This is a genomic window from Hymenobacter sp. BT559 (assembly GCF_016427535.1).
GTDB lineage: Bacteria > Bacteroidota > Bacteroidia > Cytophagales > Hymenobacteraceae > Hymenobacter.
In genome coordinates, this window is the sequence record NZ_JAELXV010000005.1 from 177097 (window position 1) to 198209 (window position 21113).

General features: G+C 58.9%; 18 protein-coding genes. 4 read left to right on the forward strand and 14 right to left on the reverse strand.

Annotated features, from left to right (window positions below):
• Positions 1-38 precede the first annotated feature (38 nt).
• From JAO77_RS17025 to mraZ, 11 genes are all read right to left on the reverse strand, one after another.
• Entirely contained in the window at positions 39-797 is a 759-nt protein-coding gene (locus tag JAO77_RS17025) for a cell division protein FtsQ/DivIB (RefSeq protein WP_144852822.1), read from the reverse strand.
• A gap of 52 nt (positions 798-849) precedes the next feature.
• Positions 850-2244: a UDP-N-acetylmuramate--L-alanine ligase gene (murC, locus tag JAO77_RS17030; protein WP_370550235.1), complete on the reverse strand. Its 1395-nt coding sequence runs from the start codon at positions 2242-2244 to the stop codon at positions 850-852.
• Between the two features lie 43 nt (positions 2245-2287).
• Positions 2288-3376 carry an undecaprenyldiphospho-muramoylpentapeptide beta-N-acetylglucosaminyltransferase gene (murG, locus tag JAO77_RS17035; protein WP_198991614.1) on the reverse strand — a complete coding sequence of 363 codons (1089 nt, stop codon included), beginning with the start codon at positions 3374-3376 and terminating at the stop codon, positions 2288-2290.
• Between the two features lie 85 nt (positions 3377-3461).
• Positions 3462-4661, reverse strand: a complete 1200-nt coding sequence (locus JAO77_RS17040) for an FtsW/RodA/SpoVE family cell cycle protein (protein ID WP_198991615.1) — start codon at positions 4659-4661, stop codon at positions 3462-3464.
• Positions 4662-4778: 117 nt separating this feature from the next.
• Entirely contained in the window at positions 4779-6158 is a 1380-nt protein-coding gene (gene murD / locus JAO77_RS17045) for a UDP-N-acetylmuramoyl-L-alanine--D-glutamate ligase (protein WP_370550231.1), read from the reverse strand.
• A 13-nt stretch (positions 6159-6171) separates the two neighbouring features.
• A complete protein-coding gene (gene mraY / locus JAO77_RS17050; RefSeq protein ID WP_198991616.1) occupies positions 6172-7392 on the reverse strand; it encodes a phospho-N-acetylmuramoyl-pentapeptide-transferase in 1221 nt (406 codons plus the stop codon).
• A 69-nt stretch (positions 7393-7461) separates the two neighbouring features.
• Positions 7462-8931 (reverse strand): UDP-N-acetylmuramoyl-L-alanyl-D-glutamate--2,6-diaminopimelate ligase, encoded by a 1470-nt coding sequence (locus JAO77_RS17055; RefSeq protein WP_198991617.1) that lies wholly within the window; start codon positions 8929-8931, stop codon positions 7462-7464.
• A complete protein-coding gene (locus JAO77_RS17060; protein ID WP_198991618.1) occupies positions 8931-11429 on the reverse strand; it encodes a PASTA domain-containing penicillin-binding protein in 2499 nt (832 codons plus the stop codon). Before JAO77_RS17060 ends, JAO77_RS17055 begins: the two co-directional genes overlap by 1 nt.
• The gene (locus tag JAO77_RS17065) at positions 11413-12345 is read right to left on the reverse strand and encodes an FtsL-like putative cell division protein (RefSeq protein ID WP_198991619.1); all 933 of its coding nucleotides are present in this window, start codon (positions 12343-12345) and stop codon (positions 11413-11415) included. The genes JAO77_RS17060 and JAO77_RS17065 overlap by 17 nt, the downstream gene beginning before the upstream one ends.
• Positions 12346-12349: 4 nt before the next feature.
• Entirely contained in the window at positions 12350-13297 is a 948-nt protein-coding gene (gene rsmH / locus JAO77_RS17070) for a 16S rRNA (cytosine(1402)-N(4))-methyltransferase RsmH (protein ID WP_235998486.1), read from the reverse strand.
• Entirely contained in the window at positions 13297-13779 is a 483-nt protein-coding gene (gene mraZ, locus JAO77_RS17075; RefSeq protein WP_198991620.1) for a division/cell wall cluster transcriptional repressor MraZ, read from the reverse strand. The genes rsmH and mraZ overlap by 1 nt, the downstream gene beginning before the upstream one ends.
• 359 nt (positions 13780-14138) lie before the next feature.
• Between mraZ and JAO77_RS17080 the strand changes: the two genes are divergently transcribed.
• The 4 genes from JAO77_RS17080 (at position 14139) to JAO77_RS17095 (ending at position 18623) form a co-directional block, all read left to right on the forward strand.
• Positions 14139-15134, forward strand: coding sequence for an SGNH/GDSL hydrolase family protein (locus tag JAO77_RS17080; protein WP_198991621.1), 996 nt, complete (start codon positions 14139-14141; stop codon positions 15132-15134).
• A gap of 88 nt (positions 15135-15222) precedes the next feature.
• Positions 15223-15690: a hypothetical protein gene (locus tag JAO77_RS17085; protein WP_198991622.1), complete on the forward strand. Its 468-nt coding sequence runs from the start codon at positions 15223-15225 to the stop codon at positions 15688-15690.
• Between the two features lie 77 nt (positions 15691-15767).
• The gene (locus JAO77_RS17090) at positions 15768-18104 is read left to right on the forward strand and encodes a TonB-dependent receptor (protein ID WP_198991623.1); all 2337 of its coding nucleotides are present in this window, start codon (positions 15768-15770) and stop codon (positions 18102-18104) included.
• Between the two features lie 144 nt (positions 18105-18248).
• A complete protein-coding gene (locus JAO77_RS17095; RefSeq protein ID WP_198991624.1) occupies positions 18249-18623 on the forward strand; it encodes a heavy-metal-associated domain-containing protein in 375 nt (124 codons plus the stop codon).
• A 156-nt stretch (positions 18624-18779) separates the two neighbouring features.
• Here JAO77_RS17095 and JAO77_RS17100 read toward each other — a convergent pair whose 3' ends face one another.
• From JAO77_RS17100 to JAO77_RS17110, 3 genes are all read right to left on the reverse strand, one after another.
• Positions 18780-19526, reverse strand: coding sequence for a fatty acid desaturase (locus JAO77_RS17100; protein WP_198991625.1), 747 nt, complete (start codon positions 19524-19526; stop codon positions 18780-18782).
• Between the two features lie 27 nt (positions 19527-19553).
• Entirely contained in the window at positions 19554-20408 is an 855-nt protein-coding gene (locus JAO77_RS17105; protein ID WP_198991626.1) for a 4-hydroxy-3-methylbut-2-enyl diphosphate reductase, read from the reverse strand.
• An 85-nt stretch (positions 20409-20493) separates the two neighbouring features.
• Positions 20494-20964 (reverse strand): hypothetical protein, encoded by a 471-nt coding sequence (locus JAO77_RS17110; RefSeq protein WP_198991627.1) that lies wholly within the window; start codon positions 20962-20964, stop codon positions 20494-20496.
• Positions 20965-21113 lie beyond the last annotated feature (149 nt).

Genomic DNA, 21113 nt, shown 5'->3' on the forward strand with positions numbered 1-21113 from the left:
AATAGTCAAAAATTAGAAATCTAGTTTTCAATCATTTGTCATTCACAAATGATTTGATTTTGGTATTCCACGTTGACGCGGTGGTAAGTATCCCACCCTAAAACGGAAGGAATTTGTCGGTAAAATACCATCAATTTGGCGAATTTTTCTGAAATATTTTCAGGTGGCCCGAACTCTATACGCTGGTCACCGACCTGCTGCGTGAAGCTCAGCTTCCCTCCTGGCTCGACGAATACTTCGGCCACCTGAGCGTGCCAGAAGGGATGCTCGTCTACGTAACGTAGAAAATCGAGATACCCCCGTGACGTACTATCTTGAAAAAAGGTTGTGGGCAACCCGCCGCCGCCCGCCCGGCTTACGGTAGCCACGCGGGCCGTGTAAAGCGGCGACAAAGGCAAGCGTTTGCCTTCAGCATCGACGTAGCTGTCGAGGCGGTCGTCGGGGTGCACCAGCCGCGCAATGGGGTGGTTTTGGTGAATGTCAGCGTGCAGATTGCCAGCTAAATCGCGGTACACCTGAGCGTCGCGCACGAAAGGGTGCGCCTTGAGGCGCGCCTCCAGCACACGCAGCCGCGGGCCCTCGGGCATAGTACCTAGCACGGGCTCTTTGCCACCATTAGTAAGCAGAGCCGTAACGCCCCGCTCGCTGATAAAATAATTATTTGACTCGTTGGCAATATTGACCACAATATCGCTCACGGGCCGGTGCGCCTGCCGAAACGCCGCAAACGCAGCAGCGGCCACCAAGCCCAGCAGGCAGGCAAACGCGACGAGTAAATTGCGAACGTTCTTTTCCATGTAAAGCAAACAGGTACCTAGGGGCCTATGGTTAATTTTTTCTGAGCCAAGGCTAGCGCATCAGGATGGTTCTTAATTCGGGTACCAGCGTGTCGATGTCACCGGCCCCTACCGTGGCCAGCACGTCAAAATCGGCTTGCTCGGCGGCGTTGGCCAGCACTTCGGCTTTGGTTTGAATCGATTTTTTTGGCGATGTGATTTTTTCCAACAGCATGTCGGACGTGACGCCCGGCAGCGGCAACTCGCGGGCTGGGTAGATAGCCAGCAGCACTACTTCATCGGCCAAGCTCAGGCTTTGGGAGAAGCCCTCAGCAAAATCGCGAGTGCGCGTAAACAAGTGCGGCTGAAAAATAACCCGCAGCTTTTTGGCCGGATACAATGCCCGCAACGAACGCAGGAAGGCCTCTATTTCGCGCGGGTGGTGAGCGTAGTCGTCCACGTACACCTTATCGGAGCCAGTCACGATGAACTCAAACCGCCGCCTTACTCCGCGGTAGGCTGCCACTGCCGCCCGCAGCGCGTTTTCCTCCACACCGTAGGCCTGCGCCACGGCCACGGCAGCCAGCATGTTCTCCACGTTGTGGAAGCCCGGCACGGCGAGCTGCAGCCCCGCCACCACGCCCTGCGGACCGTGCAAATCAAAGTTGAACCGATGGCCCTCGGGCGTGATAGTACCCGCAAATAAATCGGCGCCTTGGTCGGCCGTCAGGCCATAGCGCAGCACGCGCGTACCGGCCGGCGCGGCCGCCGCCACGCGGGCATCGGCCGTGTGGTTAAGCAGTAGCGTGCCGCCTGGCTTGAGCTGCGCTACAAACTGGCAAAACGACTCCACCAAGGCCTCTTTGGTACCATAAATATCGAGGTGGTCGGCATCGGTACTGGTCACGATAGCCACGTCAGGGTGCAGCGTCAGGAAGCTGCGGTCGTACTCGTCGGCTTCGACCACCACGGGCGCGTCGGGGCTCTTGGGCAGCAATAGATTGCTTCCTAAGTTCACCGCAATGCCTCCCAGGAAGGCGCCCGCATCTACACCCGCGTGCTGCAGCAAGTGCGCCACCATGCTGCTAGTAGTGGTCTTGCCGTGCGTGCCAGCCACCGCAATGGTTGGCCGGCCCTGCGTGAGCACGCCTAGCACCTGGCTGCGCTTACGAATATCATAGCCCTGCGCACGCAGCCACGCCCACTCTTGGCTGTCGGCCGGAATGGCGGGCGTGAGCACTACGAGCGTTTGCGCTCTATTCGCTTGCACTTCGGCCGGAATATTGGCCACGTCATCAACGTAATGCACGGCAATTCCTTCGGCTTCCAGCGCCTGTGTCAGCGGGGTTTCGGTTTTGTCATACCCACTCACGCGATGGCCGTTGGCTTTAAACCACCGCGCCAGCGCCGACATGCCAATGCCCCCGATACCTAGGAAAAAAATGTAAGGAAATTGCTGCATACGAATGGCCTGCCAGCATCAGTGGCAGGTGTTGCCGACCGAAGCCGGATTACTTTTTCAACAAGCTAAATAATTCATCTACAATGGCCGTGGTAGCATCGGGGCGGGCCAACTCCTGCACGCGGGCACTGAGCTGTTGCTGGCGCTCGGGGTCGGCGAGCAGGCGCAGCGTTTCGTCGTAGAGGCGCGCGGCGGCGTGCTCGTCGGTGATGAGCACCGCGGCGCCTTTGCTCACCAGGGCCAAGGCGTTTTTGGTTTGGTGGTCTTCGGCCACGTTGGGCGAAGGCACCAGCACGGCCGCTTTTCCCGTCAGACAAAGCTCTGATACCGACAACGCACCGGCTCGGCTGATGACTACATCGGCGGCGGCGTAAGCCAGGTCCATGCGCTGAATAAATTCTAACGCGTGTAGGTTGTCAGTGGCGTAAGGAGCGGCTTGCTCTTTGGCCTCGGGGTAGTAGAGCTTGCCGGTTTGCCAGAGCAGCTGTACGCCCGCTTCTCGCAGGCGACCTAGGGCGGCCGCAGTGGCCAAATTGAGGGTACGCGCCCCTAGGCTGCCGCCCACTACCAGCAGCGTTTTCTTAGCTGAATCGAGGCCAAAAAACTGCTGCGCCTCGGCACGGTTGCCGCGGGCGATTTCGCTACGCACCGGGTTACCAGTTAGGACAAGTTTTTCGGCCGGGAAGAACTTCTCCATGTCGTCGTAGGCGACGCAGATTTTATTGACGCGGCGGGCCAGCAGTTTATTCACCAGCCCGGCGTAGGAATTCTGTTCCTGAATCAGGCTCGGAATGCCGCGCGAGGTGGCCGCCAGCAGCACCGGCGCCGAAGCGTAGCCGCCCACGCCCACCACCGCATCGGGCCGAAACTGCTCGAGCAGCTTGCCCGCCTTACGCACCGACCGAAACACCCGCACCGGAAACAGCAAGTTTTGCGGCGTGAGGCGACGCTGCAAACCACTAATATCCAAGCCAATTATCGGATAGCCCGCCTCCGGCACGCGCGTCATTTCCATCCGCCCATTTGCTCCTACAAAGAGGATATCGGCGGTAGGTTCACGACGGCGAATTTCGTTAGCGATGGCCACGGCCGGGAAAATATGCCCGCCTGTGCCACCACCGGAGATAATGAATTTCATAAGCAAGCAGTTAGCTTTTAGACGCTAGCTATTAGCTTTTTAATTAATATTTATTGCTGAAAAGCCAATAGCTAATGGCTTCAACTTACGCATACTGCGCCCGCTTGCTTGGAATGCGTGCTGCACCGGGGTCTTCGCCGGTCATGGGCCGAAGTTCGCGCTCCCCGCGGCTCACCGCCAGGATAATCCCGATGCTCAAACCCGTAAAAATGAGCGAAGTGCCGCCCATGCTAAGTAGCGGTAGCGGCAGGCCCGTCACGGGCCCTAGGCCCACGGCTACGCCCATATTTACCATCGCCTGCAAGACTAGGCTAAAGCACAAGCCAGCCGACAAAAGGCCCCCGAACGCGCCGTGACTATTCATCACGGTTTTCAAGCCTCGGTATAAAAAGGCCAAATAGAGAAACAGCACGAACAGGCCGCCAATCATGCCATATTCCTCGATGATAATGGCGTAGATAAAGTCGGAATACGGGTGCGGCATGATATTGCGCTCAGTGCTTTTGCCGGGCCCCTTGCCGCTCACGCCGCCCGTGGCGATGGCGATAAACGAGTGCTCTAATTGAAACTGCGGTTTCTTCTTAGCATCGGTAAAGTTTGATACGCGCGAGATAACCGTACCTAGGCGCTGCCCCGCCCATAGCCCCGCCCCGCCCAGCGTAATGCCGATGGCTACCATCAGCACCATGTGCTTCATCGGCACCCGGCCGATAAACATGAGCAACAGACAGGTCAGAAACAGTAGTACTGCCGTCGAAGCATTCGACAAAATAATCAATCCGCAAATCACCCCTACCCACATCATCACCGGAAAGAGCGTGCTCCAGAAGTCGTTGATGTGCTGCTGGCGGCGGCTGAGCATGCTGGCCAGGTGTGTAATAAGCGCCAGCTTGGCCAAGTCGGATGGCTGGAAGGTTTGATTGATTACCGGAATCGTCAGCCAGCGCGACGCGTCGTTGAGGGTGGTACCACCAAAGAAATAAGTGTACAGTAGCAGCGGCACCGACAGCAGCAGCGCATACAGCGACAGCCGCGAATAATGGCGGTAGTCGATGCGGTGCGCTAGCCACATCAGCCCTAGGCCCACTAATATCAAGCTGGTGTGCTTGAGCGCGATGCCTTCTACCGAGCCGCCACGGCCGTGCAGCTCTTGGCGGTAGGCAAGCGTGCCCGTGGCCGAGTACACTACCGCGATGCTGATGAGCGAAAACAGAATAACAATGGCCCACAGAATGGGGTCCCCTTTCAGATTGCGCTGAAGCCAGGTAAGCCGAATTGCTTGCATAAATCGCAGATTGAAACGGATTTTTAGGATTTCGCAGATACGCCCGCTTGTGGCGGGCTGACTTTAATTCTCTGTGGGTTATGATTACTAGTCCTCGTTAATTTGAGGATTGTATTCTTAACTCCTAACTTCTAACTCTTGCACCGCAGCGGCGAATTGTCGGCCGCGGTCTTCGTAGTTTTTAAATAAGTCGAAGCTGGCGCAGCACGGCGACAGCAGCACAACATCGCCGGGGGCGGCTAGGGCGGCGGCGCGCTGCACGGCGTCGGTCATGCGCTGGGTTTCTTCGAGGTGCGGCACCTGGTCGGCAAAGGCGGCGCGTAGCTTGGCATTGTCCACTCCTAGGCATATCAACGCCTTCACTTTTTGCTGGGCCAGGGGCTGCAGCGGCGCGTAGTCATTGCCTTTGTCGGTGCCACCAGCTATCCATACAATGGGGCGCTTCACGCCATCGAGGGCGTACCAAGCCGCCTCCACGTTGGTCGCTTTACTATCGTTGATGTAGGCTACGCCATCCAGTTCCTTTACCAACTGCAAGCGGTGGTCGGCGTTGTGGAAGGTACCTAGGGCCTGCTCAATCTGCGCGATAGAGACGCCCGCTACACGTGCCGCCAGCACGGCGGCGAGTACGTTCTGGCGATTGTGCTCGCCAATGAGCGGCGAATTAGCGGTGCTAATGTGTTCGGTTTCGCTGTAGTAGCCCGGCTGCAAATCCACGCACAGAGAATCTTCTTTCTCGTAGTGTCCCGCCAACTGAAAATCGGTCCGCTGGTGCAGGCTAAAAGGCATTTGCTGCATGGGCCGCAGCGCCGCCTTAAAATTCCCCAGGATGTTTTCGTCGTCGGCGTTGTAAATGAAATAGCTGCTGCTGTCCTGGTTACGCACAATGCGCAGCTTGGCCTGCGCGTACTCGGTCATCGAGTAGTTGTAGCGGTCGAGGTGGTCGGGCGTGATGTTCAGCAGTACGGCTATCCAGGGGTTGAAATATTCGATATCATCGAGCTGAAAGCTACTCAGCTCCAGCACGTAGTAATCGAACTTGTTTTCAATCACTTGCTCGGCTAGCGAGTAACCGATATTGCCCGCCAAGCCCACGTTATAGCCCGCCTCTTTCAGCAGGTGGTAGGTGAGCAGCGTGGTCGTGGTTTTGCCGTTGGTACCCGTGATGGCAATGTAGCGCGCCTGCGTGTAGCGGCTGGCAAACTCTATCTCCGAAATGATGGAAATACTGCGCTCGCGCAGGGCCTTAATAACCGGCGCTTTCTCCGGAATACCGGGGCTTTTTATCACCTCATCGGCTTGCAGAATGCGGTCGAGCGTGTGCTGGTTTTCTTCAAAGGCAATACCCGCCTGCGTCAATTTATCCTTGTACTCGGGTTGAATAGGGCCGCGGTCTGATACGAACACGGCGTGCCCTTTGGCCTGGGCCAGCAGCGCAGCGCCTACCCCGCTTTCGGCAGCACCTAGGACGACAATATTTTTCGAACCTTCCATCATACCCTACTTTTCCTTAACGCAATTTCAGTGTCACTAATGTAATGACAGCCAGCATAATACCAATAATCCAGAAGCGCGCTACAATTTTAGACTCGTGGTAGCCGAGCTTCTGAAAATGGTGGTGCAGCGGCGACATGCGCAGCAAGCGCCGGCCCTCACCATACTTGCGTTTGGTGTACTTAAACCAGCTCACCTGCACCACTACCGACAGGTTTTCGATAATAAATACCCCGCACAGAATTGGAATTAGCAGCTCTTTGCGCACGGCCAGCGCCAGCACCGTAATAATGCCACCTAGGGCCAGCGAGCCGGTATCGCCCATAAATACCTGCGCCGGATACGAGTTGTACCACAAAAACCCGATGCAGGCTCCCACGAAAGCCGTACAGAACACAACCAACTCGCCAGAATCCGGGATAAACATAACATCCAGGTAATCAGCCAACAGTGCATTGCCACTCACAAATGCGAAAATGGCCAGCGTAACGCCAATAATGGCTGAAGTGCCCGCCGCTAAGCCATCGAGACCATCGGTGAGGTTGGCACCGTTGCTGATGGCCGTTACCAGAAAAACGACGATAGGAATGTAGAACAAGCCATACAAGCCTTTGAACGCCGTGCCGGCCTGCGCAAACAAGTCACCGTAGTTCAGCTCGTTGTTTTTCATAAACGGCACCGTCGTAATAGCTAGGTGCACGTCCTTAAAAACTTTGGACGCATCTACCGCCGAGTATTGCCCGTTGGGCAGCAAATACTCCCGCACGGTAATCTCGTTGCTGTAGAACAATACCCAACCCACTGTAATACCTAAGCCAATCTGCCCCAGTATTTTAAAGCGTCCACTCAGGCCCTCTTTATTCTTGCGAAAAATCTTGATGTAGTCGTCCAGAAACCCAATCAGCCCGAGCCACACGGTGCTGAGTAGCATCAGAATAATGTAGATATTGCGCAGGCGCGCAAACAGCAGCACGGGTACCAGAATGGCCAGCAAGATGATGAGGCCGCCCATTGTGGGCGTACCTTTTTTCTCGCTTTGGCCCTGCAAGCCTAGGTCGCGGATAGTTTCGCCCAGCTGCTTGCGCTGCAGCACACCAATGAGCTTGCCCCCAAAAATTTGAGCAATGAGCAGCGATGTAACTACCGCCAGCGCCGCGCGAAAGGTCGTGTATTGAAACACCCCTATGCCCGGAATGTGGTAGTGCTCGTGGAGGTAGCGAAAGAGGTAATAAAGCATGGGCTTGAAGTAGGAACCAACTGGTAGTACAAGCAGCGCGATTGCGTCGCGTGCACTGACAAAGGTCCTTTAATTTTTAATTTCTGAGAGTGCTTTGCGCAGTTCCTCTCGGTCGTCGAAGGGTAGTTTGACACCCTTTATTTCCTGGTAGGTTTCGTGGCCTTTGCCAGCCACCAGTACCAGGTCGCCAGGACGGGCCAGGCTCACGGCGTCCCGGATGGCTTGGCGGCGGTCAGCTATCAATTGCACATGTGCATCGGCGGGCGGCGTGAGGCCAGCCTGCATCTGGTACAAGATGTCCAGCGGGTCCTCGTCGCGCGGATTGTCGGCGGTGAGGATGGCGTAGTCGGAAAGCTGCGCCGCCAACCTCGCCATGATGGGGCGCTTGGTCGCGTCGCGGTTGCCGCCGCAGCCTACCACCGTGATGATGCGCTGCTCGGGCCGGCGCGTCTGGTGCAGGGTCTGAAGCACGTTTTCGAGCGCGTCGGGCGTGTGGGCGTAGTCCACGAGACCGATGATTGCGCTGCCGGGCACGGCTACGGGCTCGAAGCGGCCCGGCGCCGTGGTGAGGCCCGAGAGAATGGTGAGCGCCTCGGTGGGGTCTTCGCCTAGCAACACCGCCGCGCCATACACCGCCAGCAGGTTGTAAGCATTGAAAATACCAATCAGCCGAAACTGTACTTCACGGCCTTCAATCTCTAGGTGCAGGCCGTGCAGCTCGTTGTCGACCAGCCGGGCGCGGAAGCTGGCAGCTGTGCGGAGGGAGTAAGTAGCGCGGCGGGCAGCGGTGTTTTGCAGCATCACTGGGCCGCGTTTGTCGTCGGCGTTGGTGAGGGCAAAAGCCAACTTAGGTAACGCGTCGAAAAAGCCTTTCTTAGCCTTCAGGTAGTTGTCAAACGTGCCGTGGTAATCGAGGTGGTCGTGGGTGAGATTAGTAAACACGCCCCCCGCAAAGCGCAGTCCGCCAATGCGGTGCTGGGCCACGGCGTGGCTGCTCACCTCCATGCAGGCGTGGGTGCAGCCGGCAGCCACCATGCGCGCCAGCAGCTCGTTGAGCCGAATGGCGTCGGGCGTGGTGTGCGTGCTGGGCACCACTGTTTCGTCAATCTGGTTCTGAACTGTGCTCAGCAGACCACAGTGGTAGCCCAGCTCGCGCAGCAGCTTGTGCAAGAGTGTAGCACAAGTGGTTTTGCCATTGGTACCCGTGACGCCCACCAATTGGAGCTGGCGCGACGGATGCCCGTAAAACGCGCTGGCAATGGGACCTAGGGCCGCCGCGCTATCGGCCACCTGCACGTAGGTGGTAGCGGGGTTTAGCTCGTCGGGCAGCTCTTCGCACACCACCACGGCGGCCCCTAGGCTCACGGCTTTGCCGATAAACTGGTGCCCATCGGTAGCAGTGCCGCGCAGAGCGCAGAATAGCAGGCCCGGGCCCGCCTGGCGCGAGTCGAGCGTAAGGCCGCTGACGGGCACGTCGGGCGAGCCATGCTGCGCCAGCACGGCAACCTCGGTGAGCAGGGAGAAGAGCGGAAGGTTCATTAAGCAGGTTTAGATGCGCGGTTGCCTTTGGCTACGGCAGGCTTAGCAGCAGGCTGCTGCGCGGTGCGGATGTCGGCCGCAGAGGTTTTCTTGGGCGCCGGCTTTTTCTTGTCAGCGCTGGGCGTGGTCTTTTTCGCAGGCTTGGCTTTAGCGTTAGTATCCTTTACCAAAGTTGATTCAGACTTCGTGGCACCTTTAGTCTTCGCGGGCTTTTCGGCCGGCTTAGTCGGCTTGGTCGCTATGAGCTTGGTGCTGCGAACGGGGCGGCTTTCGTGCTCAGCGGGCACCAACAGCGTGTTCTCGGCAATCTCGGTGTGAGTCGGCTCAGGCAAGGCCATCGGCGCCGCGGCTAGGGCGGCGGTGGGCGCCAGGGCCAGGCTTACCACCGAGCCACGCTTCACCGACTCGCCAGGCGCTACCGATTGCTCGCGCACGCGGCCGGTGCCGTTGGTGCGCACCTTGAGGCCCCGGTTTTCGAGCAAGAATAGGGCGTCGCGCAGCGTGAGGCCGCGGGCATCGGGCATGCGGCCAGCACGGGTCACGGTAGTGTTGGGCGTCACTTCTACGGCGCGCGTCACTACGGCCGTGTCTACGGCACGGGTGGCCCGGACCCACTCCTCGCCCCCGGTGGCCCGGGTTTGGGCGGGCAGGCCAATGCGCTGGCAGACCAGAGCTATTTCATCCTGCACCCCAGCGCGCACAAGCGGCGCGGGCGAGCGGTGGGCGGGCACCCGCGCTAGCATAGGGCGCTGGCTGGCCTGGTCGCGGGCCATGCAGCGGTCGGCAATGTCGCGAAATACTGGGGCAGCTACTTCGGCTCCCGACCAGCCACCCTTGCTCGGCGAGTCTATCACCACGATGCAGCTGTACTTGGGCTTGTCGGCCGGAAAAAACCCGCAGAAGCTAGTCGAGTACGTTTTAGTATAATGGCCGTTCTTAAACTTCCAGGCTGTGCCTGTCTTGCCCGCAATGCTGTAGTCGGTGGGCCTGATTTTGCGGGCCGTGCCTTCCAGCACTACGCCTTCCATCATGGCATGCAGCTTGCGCAGGGTTTCGTCAGAACAGATTTTCTGGTTCAGCACTGGGGCTTCAAATTGCTCCAGCACCTGGTCAGCCTGCTTGATTTCCTTCACAATAATCGGCTGCACCTTCACGCCGCCATTAGCCACGGCGTTGTAGAAAGCCAGCGTTTGTAGAGGCGCAATTTTCAACTCGTAGCCGATGCACATGGTCGTGAGCGAAGTGCGGCTCCAAGTCCGGTCTTTGGGGTCTTTGATATAAGGCAAGGCCTCGCCCGCCATCTGGAACCCTAGGGGCTTGGGCAGCCCGAAGCGCTTCAGGTAGTCGGTGTAAGCCGAGGGATTACCGCTGAAATACTGGTTTACCAGCTTGGCCACGCCGATGTTCGACGACTTCTCAAACACCTGCTGCACGGTTATCTTGCCGTAGCCGTGGGTGTCTGTTTTCACGGCCCCGCCAATAAGCATCCGCCCGTTGCCGGTATCCACCATGTCGTCGAGTTGAATCTCGGGGTGCGCTTCGAGCAAAGCCATCATCGACGCCAGCTTGAACGTGGAGCCCGGCTCGGTACGGCCCTGGTCGGCAAAGGCGTAGTTGTAGTCTTCTTTATAGGTGCCGTCCGAAGCCTTCCCTAGGTTGGCCACTGCCTTGATTTCGCCAGTGCGCACCTCCATCAGAATGGCGCAGCCGTACTGCGCATCGTTGGCTACCAAGGCTTGGTACAACGCATCTTCGGCGCCATCCTGCAAGTTGATGTCAAGCGTCGTCTTAATGTCGTAGCCTGGCTGGGGCTTGATTTCGGTGCCATCGTACACGGGCTTCATGCCACCTGGCACGCGCTCGTACAGCGCCTCGCCGGCCTTGCCAGCTAGCTTGGTTTGGAACGTAAACTCCAGGCCCGCGCCGTTTTTGTCTTCATTTACGAAGCCCACGGTGCGCTGCGCTAGCCCACCAAAGGGCCGGAAACGCTTATCTACCTTCTCAAAAATAACCCCGCCCTTACGCTTGGCCCGAAAGATGGGCCAGCTCGTCAATTCCTTCTTTTCTTGAAAGTTAATCTGCCGCGAGTTTAAGCGCAGGTAGCGCACAGCAGGGTCTTTGGCGTTGTAAGCAGTAATCAGGCGGCGCTTGTACTCCTCCTTACTGCGGTCGCCGAAGAAGCGGGCCAGATTACCAGCCAGCGAATCTATCCCCTTCTGAAACATGACCTTATCGACCACGCCCGGGTCCCACGCCACCCGGTAAAAGGGCAGCGAAGTAGCCATGATGCTCTTGCCATCATTGGCGAAAATATTGCCCCGCGTAGCCGGCACCGACTGGTAGCTAATGCGGCGCTCCTGCTCCAGAGCCCGCCATTTGGCGCCCTCCTGGTACTGGATGTGCGAGATTTTCCAGGCGATGGCACTCGAGAAAATAGCCACGCCCAGAAATGCCAGCCGCACCCGCGTGACGATGGATTTCTTAACGCTTCCTTTCATGGGCTTCTTTCTTTTTAGTGCCTTTGGCTACTTCAGCCCGAGGCTTACTAGAACGCGTGGAAGTGGTTTTACTTTGTGCCGTCTTGGACTTTTTAGAACTCTTTTCGGAACTTTTTACAGTTACTTTCCGAGCTTGAACCGCTGGCCTTTCGGAGGCAATATGGTCATTATCAGCCTCTTCTTCCAAGCCGGGCGGGGGCGGACCTACTTCGAGGGCATCGTCTGTACCAGCTGCTTCGGCGGCTTGCTGGCGGCGTGCGCGCCCTAGGAGCGAATCGGCGCGCTGGGCGGCGGCCGAGTCGCGAGCAGCACGGGCGGCCAGGGTGTCGGCCGTGAGTACGGGCATGTCTTCCAGTTGGGCCTCGTCGAGGCGGCCGGCCGGCACCGCAATGCGGAAGGGCGGCGACGAGCTTTCGACCAGTCCAATAGCGGCCACCTTGCGCGCTACCTCACTTTGCTTGCTGGCTTCCATGTAGTCCGACGACAGCGTGGTGTAGTCGGCGCGTAGGTCCTCGGTTTCCAGCTTGAGGCGCTGAATGTTGCGGTTCATGCGGTTACCGTAGTGCGTATTGCCGATGTATAGCAAGGTAAGCAGCATGATGAACAGCACCTTAGGCAGGTACTGCACCGGCAAGCCCTCTTCAAAGAAGCTATCGAGCCCCGTAAAGCGGTCGAGTAGCGAGAACAAGCTCCAAGTCGAAGCCGGACGCTCTAGCTGTTCGGGCGCGGGCTTGCGGCGGGGCGGCGTTGGCTTTTCAACCTCCGGCTCGGGCACGGCGGCTACCGGAGCCGGCAACGGCTCGGGTGCTACCGGGGCGGGCGCCGGTATAGGCTCGGGAGCGGGCGGCGGCGTAGTGGGGCGCGCTACATTGGTGCGGGGCGCCCCGGCAGTGGGGCGAAGCGTGTTGGCGGCCATGAGCTTACGCGGGAATAGAGGTTCGGACGCCGACCCGCAGCTTGGCGCTGCGAGCGCGGCTATTCTGGGCAACTTCGTCGGCCGAAGCCTCGATAGGCTTGCGCGTCAGCGCCTCAAAGGGCAGGCTAGTGCGCCCATACAAATCCTTCTCGGCTTGGCCGAAAAACTTGCCCTGACTCAGGAAATTCTTGACCAGCCGGTCTTCCAGCGAGTGGTAGCTCATCACGACCAAGCGCCCGCCGGGACGCAGCACCTGAGCCGTTTGCACCAGCATCTCCTGCAGGGCCGTCAACTCATCGTTGACCTCAATGCGCAGGGCCTGAAATACTTGAGCTAGATATTTATTCTCCTTACCCCGCGCCGTAACGGGCTGAATAGCTTGCTTAAGCTCTTGAATGGTGCGCAAAGGACGCTGCCGACGCGCCTGCACCACGGTAGCGGCCAGGGTACGGGCATTGGTAACCTCGCCGTACATGCCAAAAATGCGGTGCAGCGCGGCTTCCTCGTAGTCGTTGAGCACATCGGCGGCCGTGAGGGCACTGGCATCCTCGGGATTCATCCGCATGTCGAGCGGCCCGTCGAAGCGGGTGCTGAAGCCGCGGTCGGCGGTGTCAAACTGGTGCGACGACACCCCTAGGTCGGCCAGCAGGCCATCTACGGGCAAAGCCCCTAGGCTAACTAGCTCACTGGTAAGGTGCCGAAAATTGGCTCGAATGAACGTGAACTGCGGCCGGGCCAGCGCCTGAGCTTCTCGTTCGGCGGCATCGTCTTGGTCAAAGCTGTAGAGATGGCCTTCCGACAGATGCTCTAGGATGCGCGCTGAGTGGCCACCGCCACCGAAGGTCACATCGACGTAGCGGCCCGCGGGTTGCAAGGCCAGCGCGTCGAGGCACTCGGCCAGCATCACGGGGCGGTGGTAGGCAGTATCGTTGGGGCGAAGGTCGAGGCTCATCAGGCAGAGAGAGCCGGTGAGCCCGGCGTATCGGGTGAAAGGGAAACGAATTTTTGGGCTAGCTTGGAAAACTCGCCCGGGTCCTTAATAAGGTAGTCGTCGTAGCGGGTAGGGTCCCACAGTTCGCAGCGGTTGCCGAGGCCCACAATAATGGCTTCCTTCTCCAAGCCGGCGTAGCGGCGCATGGAGCCGGGCAGCAAAAAGCGCCCGATGTTGTCGAGCTCTACCTCCGTTACGCCCCGCAGAAAGTTACGCTGAAACTGCCGGTACTCCTCGTTGAACTCGTCCAAGGCCATTACCCGGGCCTGAATCACGTCCCAGGCCGACCTAGGGTACAGCACCAGGCAGGGCTCGAGGCCGCGCACCAGCACGAGCTGGTTGGCATAGGCATCGGGCAAGGCCGCCTTTACCTTCGCCGGCAGCACCAGCCGCCCCTTGGGGTCGAGCTTGCAATCGTATTCGCCGGTGAGAGATAGGGACATGGCAGGAAAAAGAGGCGGCGGTAGGCGTGGGCTAAAGAACAAAAGTACGATTCGTTTCAAAAAAGCCGCCACTTTCTACCACTTCTTACCACAGTCTTAAAAGGCTCCCAGGAGCGTTTAAAGCGCTTTTTTTAATCACATGAAACATGGTTGCAGGCTATGAAAGGCCCTTTGCAAGCTGCATTGCCCGACCCAAACCCTACTCGATTTTCTTTTTTACAAAGCCAATATATCAGCAACATGGTTGCATTTAATAGGCAATTGCCTTCCTAGCCAAGCAGTTATATCCTGGTCCAAATAGACTGGCACATTAGCCCTGACCTTGCCTCTGTCCACGCTGGCGGCCCTTACTTGCAGCTATGAATTTCTATCCTCTCTCCTCTCTGCGCGGCTGGGCCCTGGCGGGCGCCATATGCTGGCTGGGCCTACCTGGCTGGGCGCAGCGGTCGGCTCCCGCTCGCAAGCAAACCATCTTGTTTGTGGGCAACAGCTTCTTTCACGGGGCCTTTCAGCCTGTGCTGAGCTACAACGCCTCGGCCGTTACCGACGAGAACTTCAAGCCGGCTAGCGCCGGCCAGCACCGCCGTCGTTTCGAGCACGAAGAGCGCCCCTGGGGTGGCATCCCAGGCATCTTCAAGAAAATGACTGATGAGGCGGGGCTAGCCTACGATGTGCACCTAGAAGTCATCAGTGGGCAAACCTTGAAGTTTCACTATGATAGCGCCCTGGCCGTGATTAAGCAGCCCAAGTGGGACAAGGTCGTGATGCACGACTACAGCACCGGCCCGGTGCCTACACGGCATGGTGGGCAGCCGGCACGCTTCTTCGAGTACGCTACCCGGCTCGAGCAGGCGGTACACACGGCCAACCCCGCCGCCCAGGTATACCTCTACCAAACCTGGGCGCGGGCCGATATCACCTACCCGAGTGGGAAAAATTACAGCGGCCTGCCCATCGACTCGATGACCCACGACCTGCACACGGCCTACTATCAGGAAGCCGCCCGCGACGGGCATTTTGCGGGCGTGGCCCCGGCCGGCGATGCCTGGCTGCGGGCCGTGCGGCAGGGTGTAGCCCTGCCGAACCCTTATGCCCCCGAGGCTGGCAAAGTCGACTTGTGGGGCAGCGACCATTACCACCCGAGCGCCTACGGTGCTTACTTGAATGCGTGCGTGCTGCTGGCCGAAGTGGCCGGCTACGACCCACGCAAGCTAGGGGGCACCGAGCAGGCCGCCGCGGCGCTAGGCATTACGCCGCCGGTGGCCGTGCAGCTGCAGCGCTTGGCCTATGAGCAGGTGCAGGCTGCTAAGAAGCTCCCCAAGGACAAGCTTAAAGGCAAAAGCGGGCGCCGCTAGCCTACTTAGGCGCTGGCCAAATTTTACACCACCTAGGGGGTTTGCTGCACGCGGCAAGCGCCCTAGGTGGTGTATTTTTGTATAACCTATGCCACGCCCCTTACCTCGTCATCACCGTTTGCTGAGCGCCTTGCTGGCGCTTTTGGTGTTGGCTACGTCGGTGGGGCTCACGGCCGAGCGCCACCGCTGCCGCATTAGCGGGCGCAGCACCGTCGCGCTAAGCTTGCCGGGCTTGGCCAACCACGACGAGGAGACTGCCCCGGCCAAACCGGGCCGGCCCTGCGGCAAGCGCCGCGCCAGCGGCTGCTGCGACATTAGCCACTCGCAGCACAAGCTCAATGCCCAGAGTAGCGCGGCGGGCTTTGCCAAGTGGCTGCCCGAGGCACCACCGGCGCTACCGCCGGCCTTGCTACCAGCGCCGTGCTGGAGCGGGCTACCGCTCGCGGCGCCACTGGCTGCATCCGTGGCCGTAGGTACGGCCGCCAATTCGTCGCCGCCGGGGGTACCTAGGGCGGGGCGCGTACTGCTCACGCTCGAGTGCATACTCGTCGTCTAGGTGATTTCTGAAAGAGGCCAATCCAGTTGGACTGGGCTGGTCGTTTGTTTTTCAGAAATCATTTCTACTCGACGTATATGTTAGCTATCAGCGGATTACTTCCGCGTTTCTTAACCATTTCTTTTTGCAGCCTGCCCCTACTGGTCCACGCCCAAAGCGGCGCGGCCGTGCGCGGCGAGGTGCATGAAGCCGGGGGCACCGCAGCCCCCCTACCCGGCGCCGTGGTGCGCTGGCTGTTGCCGGCTGGCGCCAGTGGCCCCACTACCAGCACCGATGGCGTAGGCACCTTCGTCCTGCCTTTTCCAGCGCAAGTTAGCCACCGTCTCATTGTCAGTGCAGTAGGCTACACCGCCGATACGGTAGCAGTGCCCGCCAGCAACACGCCCTACTTGCGGGTGAGTTTGCGCGGCGGCGCGGCCCTAGGCGAGGTAACCGTGACCGGGCGCCCGCCCGCCTACTCGGCCAAGGCAGTCGGCAACTTGCAAACCATCAGCTCCCGCGACCTTACCAAATCAGCGTGCTGCAACCTGGCCGAGAGCTTCGAAACCAACGCGGCCGTGGAGGTGAGCACTGCCGACGCAGTGAGTGGCGCCAAGCAGATTCAGCTACTGGGCCTCGATGGGGCGTATTCGCTACTAACCATCGACAACCAGCCGGCTTTGCGCGGCCTGGCCGCCCCCTACCGCCTAGGGTACCTAGCCGGTCCCTGGATTGGCAGTATCGACATTATCAAGGGCACGGGCTCGGTGGTGAATGGCTACGAGGGCATTTCAGGCCAGGTAAACGTGCAGCTCAAGGAGCCCGACAAAACCGACCAGCTGCTGCTCAATGCCTATGTCAACGACCTAGGTAAATTCGACTTGAACGCCGTGTCATCGCAGCGCTTCAACAAGAAGTGGAGCAATGTGCTACTGCTGCACAACGACCACCTCGGCAACCGCGTGGACCGCAACGGCGATGGCTTTCTGGACTTGCCGCTGGCTACGCAGTTCAACGGCTACGACAAAGTGAAATACCTCTCGGGCACCGGCTTGGTGGCCGAGCTAGGCGTGGGTGCGCTGCGCGAAACCCGGCAGGGCGGGCAGCTGAATTTTCGCCCCGACGCCGCCGATGCCTATCGCCAGCACTACGGCACCAGCCAGACCACCAACCGCTACACAAGCCAGGGGCGCCTTTCGTATACCTGGCCCGGCCGGCCTTTCCAGAGCCTAGGGCTGCTGGTGAATGGCACTAGCCACGACTTCAACTCGACATATTCCTTTAAGCAGGACACCGGGCCGCGCCAGTACGATGGCCACCAAAACACCGGGCAGGCCACGCTGCTGTTTCAGAGCGTTATTCAGAATACCACCCACGTGTACCGGGCGGGCCTGAGCTTCTTGTACGACGACTACCGCGAGCACCTGGGCACCGGCCGCATCTACTCGACCGATACGCCGGCCACCATCGACGCCCGCGAAAACCGCCGGCGCACCGAGCGCGTGCCGGGCGCCTTCGCCGAGTATACCTACAACAATTCGCGCAACCTGACGGCTGTGCTGGGCCTGCGTACTGACTACCACAACCTCTTCGGCTGGCAGGTGACGCCACGCTTCAACCTCAAGTACGACCTGCGCCCGACTACGGCGCTACGCCTGTCGGCTGGCCGGGGCCTGCGCGTGCCCAACCCTATTGCCGACAATGCGGCCATGCTGGCCAGCGCCCGCGAGTTCTACATCGCCCCCAATCTACTGCCCGAAACGGCCTGGAATTTTGGCGGCTCGCTTACGCAGTATTTCCAGTTACTGGGGCGCCAGGCTACGTTCGTGGTTGATTACTACGACACCAGTTTTCAGAACCAACTGGTGGCCGATATGTACACCAGCCCGCAGTACATCATTCTGGACAACCTAACGCCGGGCGCCCGCTCCTTCGCCCGCAGCCTGCAAGCCGAGGTGCAGGCCGAGCCTGCCAAGGGCTTGCAGGTAAAGGCCGCCTACAAGTGGCTCGATGTGCAAAGCACCTACGCTGGCCAGTTGCTGCCCAAGCCGCTCACGCCCCAACACCGCGCTTTCCTGAACCTAGGGTACGCTTCGGCCTTCGATAAGTGGCGCGGCGACCTCACGGTGCAGTGGTTTGGCGAGCGCCCGCTGGCCCACCTGCCCGCCGATGGCAGCAACATGGGGCACCAGCATGGCAGCGGCACTTCTGGCCTGCAATTTGCCCCACGCTATGCGCTGCTCAATGCGCAGGTTACGCGTGCTTTCAAGCGCCTGGAGGTGTACCTAGGTGTCGAAAACCTTACCAACTATCGCCAGCCCGACCCTATCCAAAACGCGGCCACGCCCTTCAGCGCGGGCTTCGACGCGGCCATGGTGTGGGGCCCGGTATATGGGCGCCTTACCTACGCCGGGCTGCGGTACCGCCTCGAATAAATCGCAGATTCGAACGGATTTGTAGGATGTAACGGATACGCCCACCTCCGGTGGGCTGACTAGTTAATTGTTACGCGCTGCCTGAACCTAGGGACTTGTGCTCGTCAGTGGCACTTATTATTTATTTTTAATTGTTTCGTTTTCATGAAAGCTTTCGCATTCTCTCTGCTCACGCTGTTGAGCATCGGCGGCCTGGACGCCCAGGCCCAAACTGCTCCAGTAGCGGCGACCACCAAGGCCAAAGGCACCGAGCAAGTTCAGTTTAAAACGTCGGCCGTGTGCGACATGTGCAAGGCGCGCCTCGAAAAAAGCTTGGCCTACGAAAAAGGCGTGCAGGCTGCCCACCTCGACGTGCCCAGCAAGGTCTTGACCGTGACCTACAACCCAGCCAAAACCACCACAGCTGCTTTGCGCACCGCCGTGCAGAAAACCGGCTATGATGCCGACGAAGCCACGGCCGACAACCGCGCCTACGAGCGCCTGCCCGAGTGCTGCAAAAAAACCAACGCCACCCATTAATCGCAGATTGTAGCGGATTAAACGGATTTCGCAGATACGCCCGCCTCCGGCGGGCTTGACTATCTGAACGCAAAGTAACTCAGAGTGAGCCGGCGAAGCCGCTCCTGCGTCCAGATGGTCAAGCCCGCCGGAGGCGGGCGTATCTGCGAAATCCGTTTAATCCGCTACAATCTGCGATTTGGCTTGCCACAGGCGCCACCAGGGCAGGTAGGGCTGGTCGTGGTGCTCGTAGTGGTAGCCGAAGAAATAGCAGCTTACGAATGCCCAGACGTGGTAGGGCCATTGATGCTGGCTGCGCGACTTATGGTGGTTGTCAGGCTCGTGCTCGCCGCGGTGCGGCAGGTAGGTGCCGAAGAAAAACAGCTGCAACGTAGCCAATACTGCTGGTATCATCCAGAAGGCGATAACGTTGGCTTGAGGAAACCAGATTTTGAGCACGTTGTAGGTAGCCGCCATCAGCAGCACCTGCCACCAAGTCACGTAGTTCCAGGCAAAGCGTAGGAGCCAAGGCAAAAAGCCTGGGTGACCCTCGGGATGGTAGTCAGGGTCGTCTTGGGTGCCTACGTGGCGGTGGTGGCGGTGGTGCTTAGGCAACTGGCCCGGAAACCAGTTATAGGCAAACAGCAACGTCGCCACCGTCCCGATAGCGTTGTTGAGGCGCTTATTGTGGCTTACCACACCGTGCATGGCATCGTGGCCCGTGATATAAAGCCCAGTATACAAGTGCGTTTGCAGCAGCAGCAGCAGGTACGGCGCCGGCGAGTGCCAATCGGGCTGGTAAAATGCCAGCAAATAAGTCAACAAGCTAGCCCACGCTGTAATTATGAGCCCAGCGGCTAGCACTCCCCTACCCGCCAAGGGCTGAGGAGCCACTTTCACGGGCGAGATGGCTGAGCGGAGCATGTGCATACCTAGGCTTATTCGTGATTTTTACAGCCGCACGAGCATATCGCGCACCTGCTCCATCAGCCACATGGGCGTGCTCGTGGCCCCACAAATACCAACCGACTGCCCCGGCCCAAACCAAGACGGGCAGATTTCGTCGGTTTTTGAAATAAAGTGCGTGCATGGGTTAGTTTCCTTGCACACCTGGTACAGCACCTTGCCATTAGAACTCTTCGTGCCCGACACAAATACTACCTGGTCGAACTGCGCTGCAAAGCGCCGCAAGTCAAGGTCGCGGTTGCTTACCTGCCGGCAAATGGTGTCGTGCGCCGTTACCGAGTGCCCACGGCTTTCAAGCTCAGTCTTAATGGTGTAAAACGACTCTGTGCTCTTCGTCGTCTGACTATATAAGGTGATGTTGGCGGGCAGCTCGTGGTGCAGCAGCTCTTCTAGGTTCTCAAACACGATGGCTTCGCCACTGGTCTGCCCCAGCAAGCCGCGCACCTCGGCGTGGCCGTGCTTTCCGTAGATGAACAATTTTTCGCGCCGGTCGAAGCTCGCCTTAATGCGGTTTTGCAGTTTCAGCACCACAGGGCAGCTGGCGTCAATCAGCGTCAGGTTGTTGGCCAAAGCCTGCTGGTAGGTGCTGGGTGGCTCGCCGTGCGCCCGAATCAGTACGGCCTCATCGCGTAATCCGGCCAACTGCTCGTAGTCGATGATACGCAAGCCCTTGGCTTCTAGGCGCTGAACTTCCTCATCGTTGTGCACAATGTCGCCTAGGCAATACAAATAGCCCTGCTCGTCGAGCAGGTCCTCGGCCATCTGAATGGCGTAAATCACGCCAAAGCAAAAGCCAGAGTTAGAATCGATGCGAACACTGAGGTGCAAACCGGACTGCATATCGCTCAACTAACTAAAAAGGCCGGCCGAAGGTTGCTTTATTACGTTAGTAATTAGCCTTAAATCTAGGTCGCACCTAGGTGTTTTAGCTACTTTTCACTTGCGACAGCTGCGCAGCCTGCGCTTCTGACACGTGCCCACGGTCTACCAGAAAGCCACGTACCGTGCGGAAGGCTTCATCATCGAGGCCCGAGCGCGGATGTTGCAGAGCCGCCGCTACCAAAAACGCCTTGTCTTCGTCCACGTGCTTGCTCAACCCTAGGAAGGGCGGAAGGTTGCTCTCGACCGAGAACCGGAGAAATCGAATTTCCGCATTGGCAGGGTCCAGTGCCACGGCCTGCTCGAAGGTGCGGGCCGCCTGCTGCACATAAGTCAGCTTATTGAGCATCGACGCGTCGCGCGCCTTAATAGCTTCAGAGGCAGCCTTGTACCCTAGCACCAATGCCTCCTGCCCTTTGTAGCCGTGCAGCAGGTCGTAAAATTTTTCACCGGCCTCTTTATTAGCGGCAGCTTGCTCGTAGTGGCGGCGCAAGGCAGCCGGATTGGAAGGCGACATGGGAATTAAAATGAACGTTTGATGAGGCGAGAAACACCTAGAAATAGAATATAGCTGCTTATTATTCAAAGCGTTGCTAGTAACACCGAGCAGCAAAAAGGGAATAAGCAGCAGTTTTCTCATAGTCCCAAAGCTACATCACCGCTCAC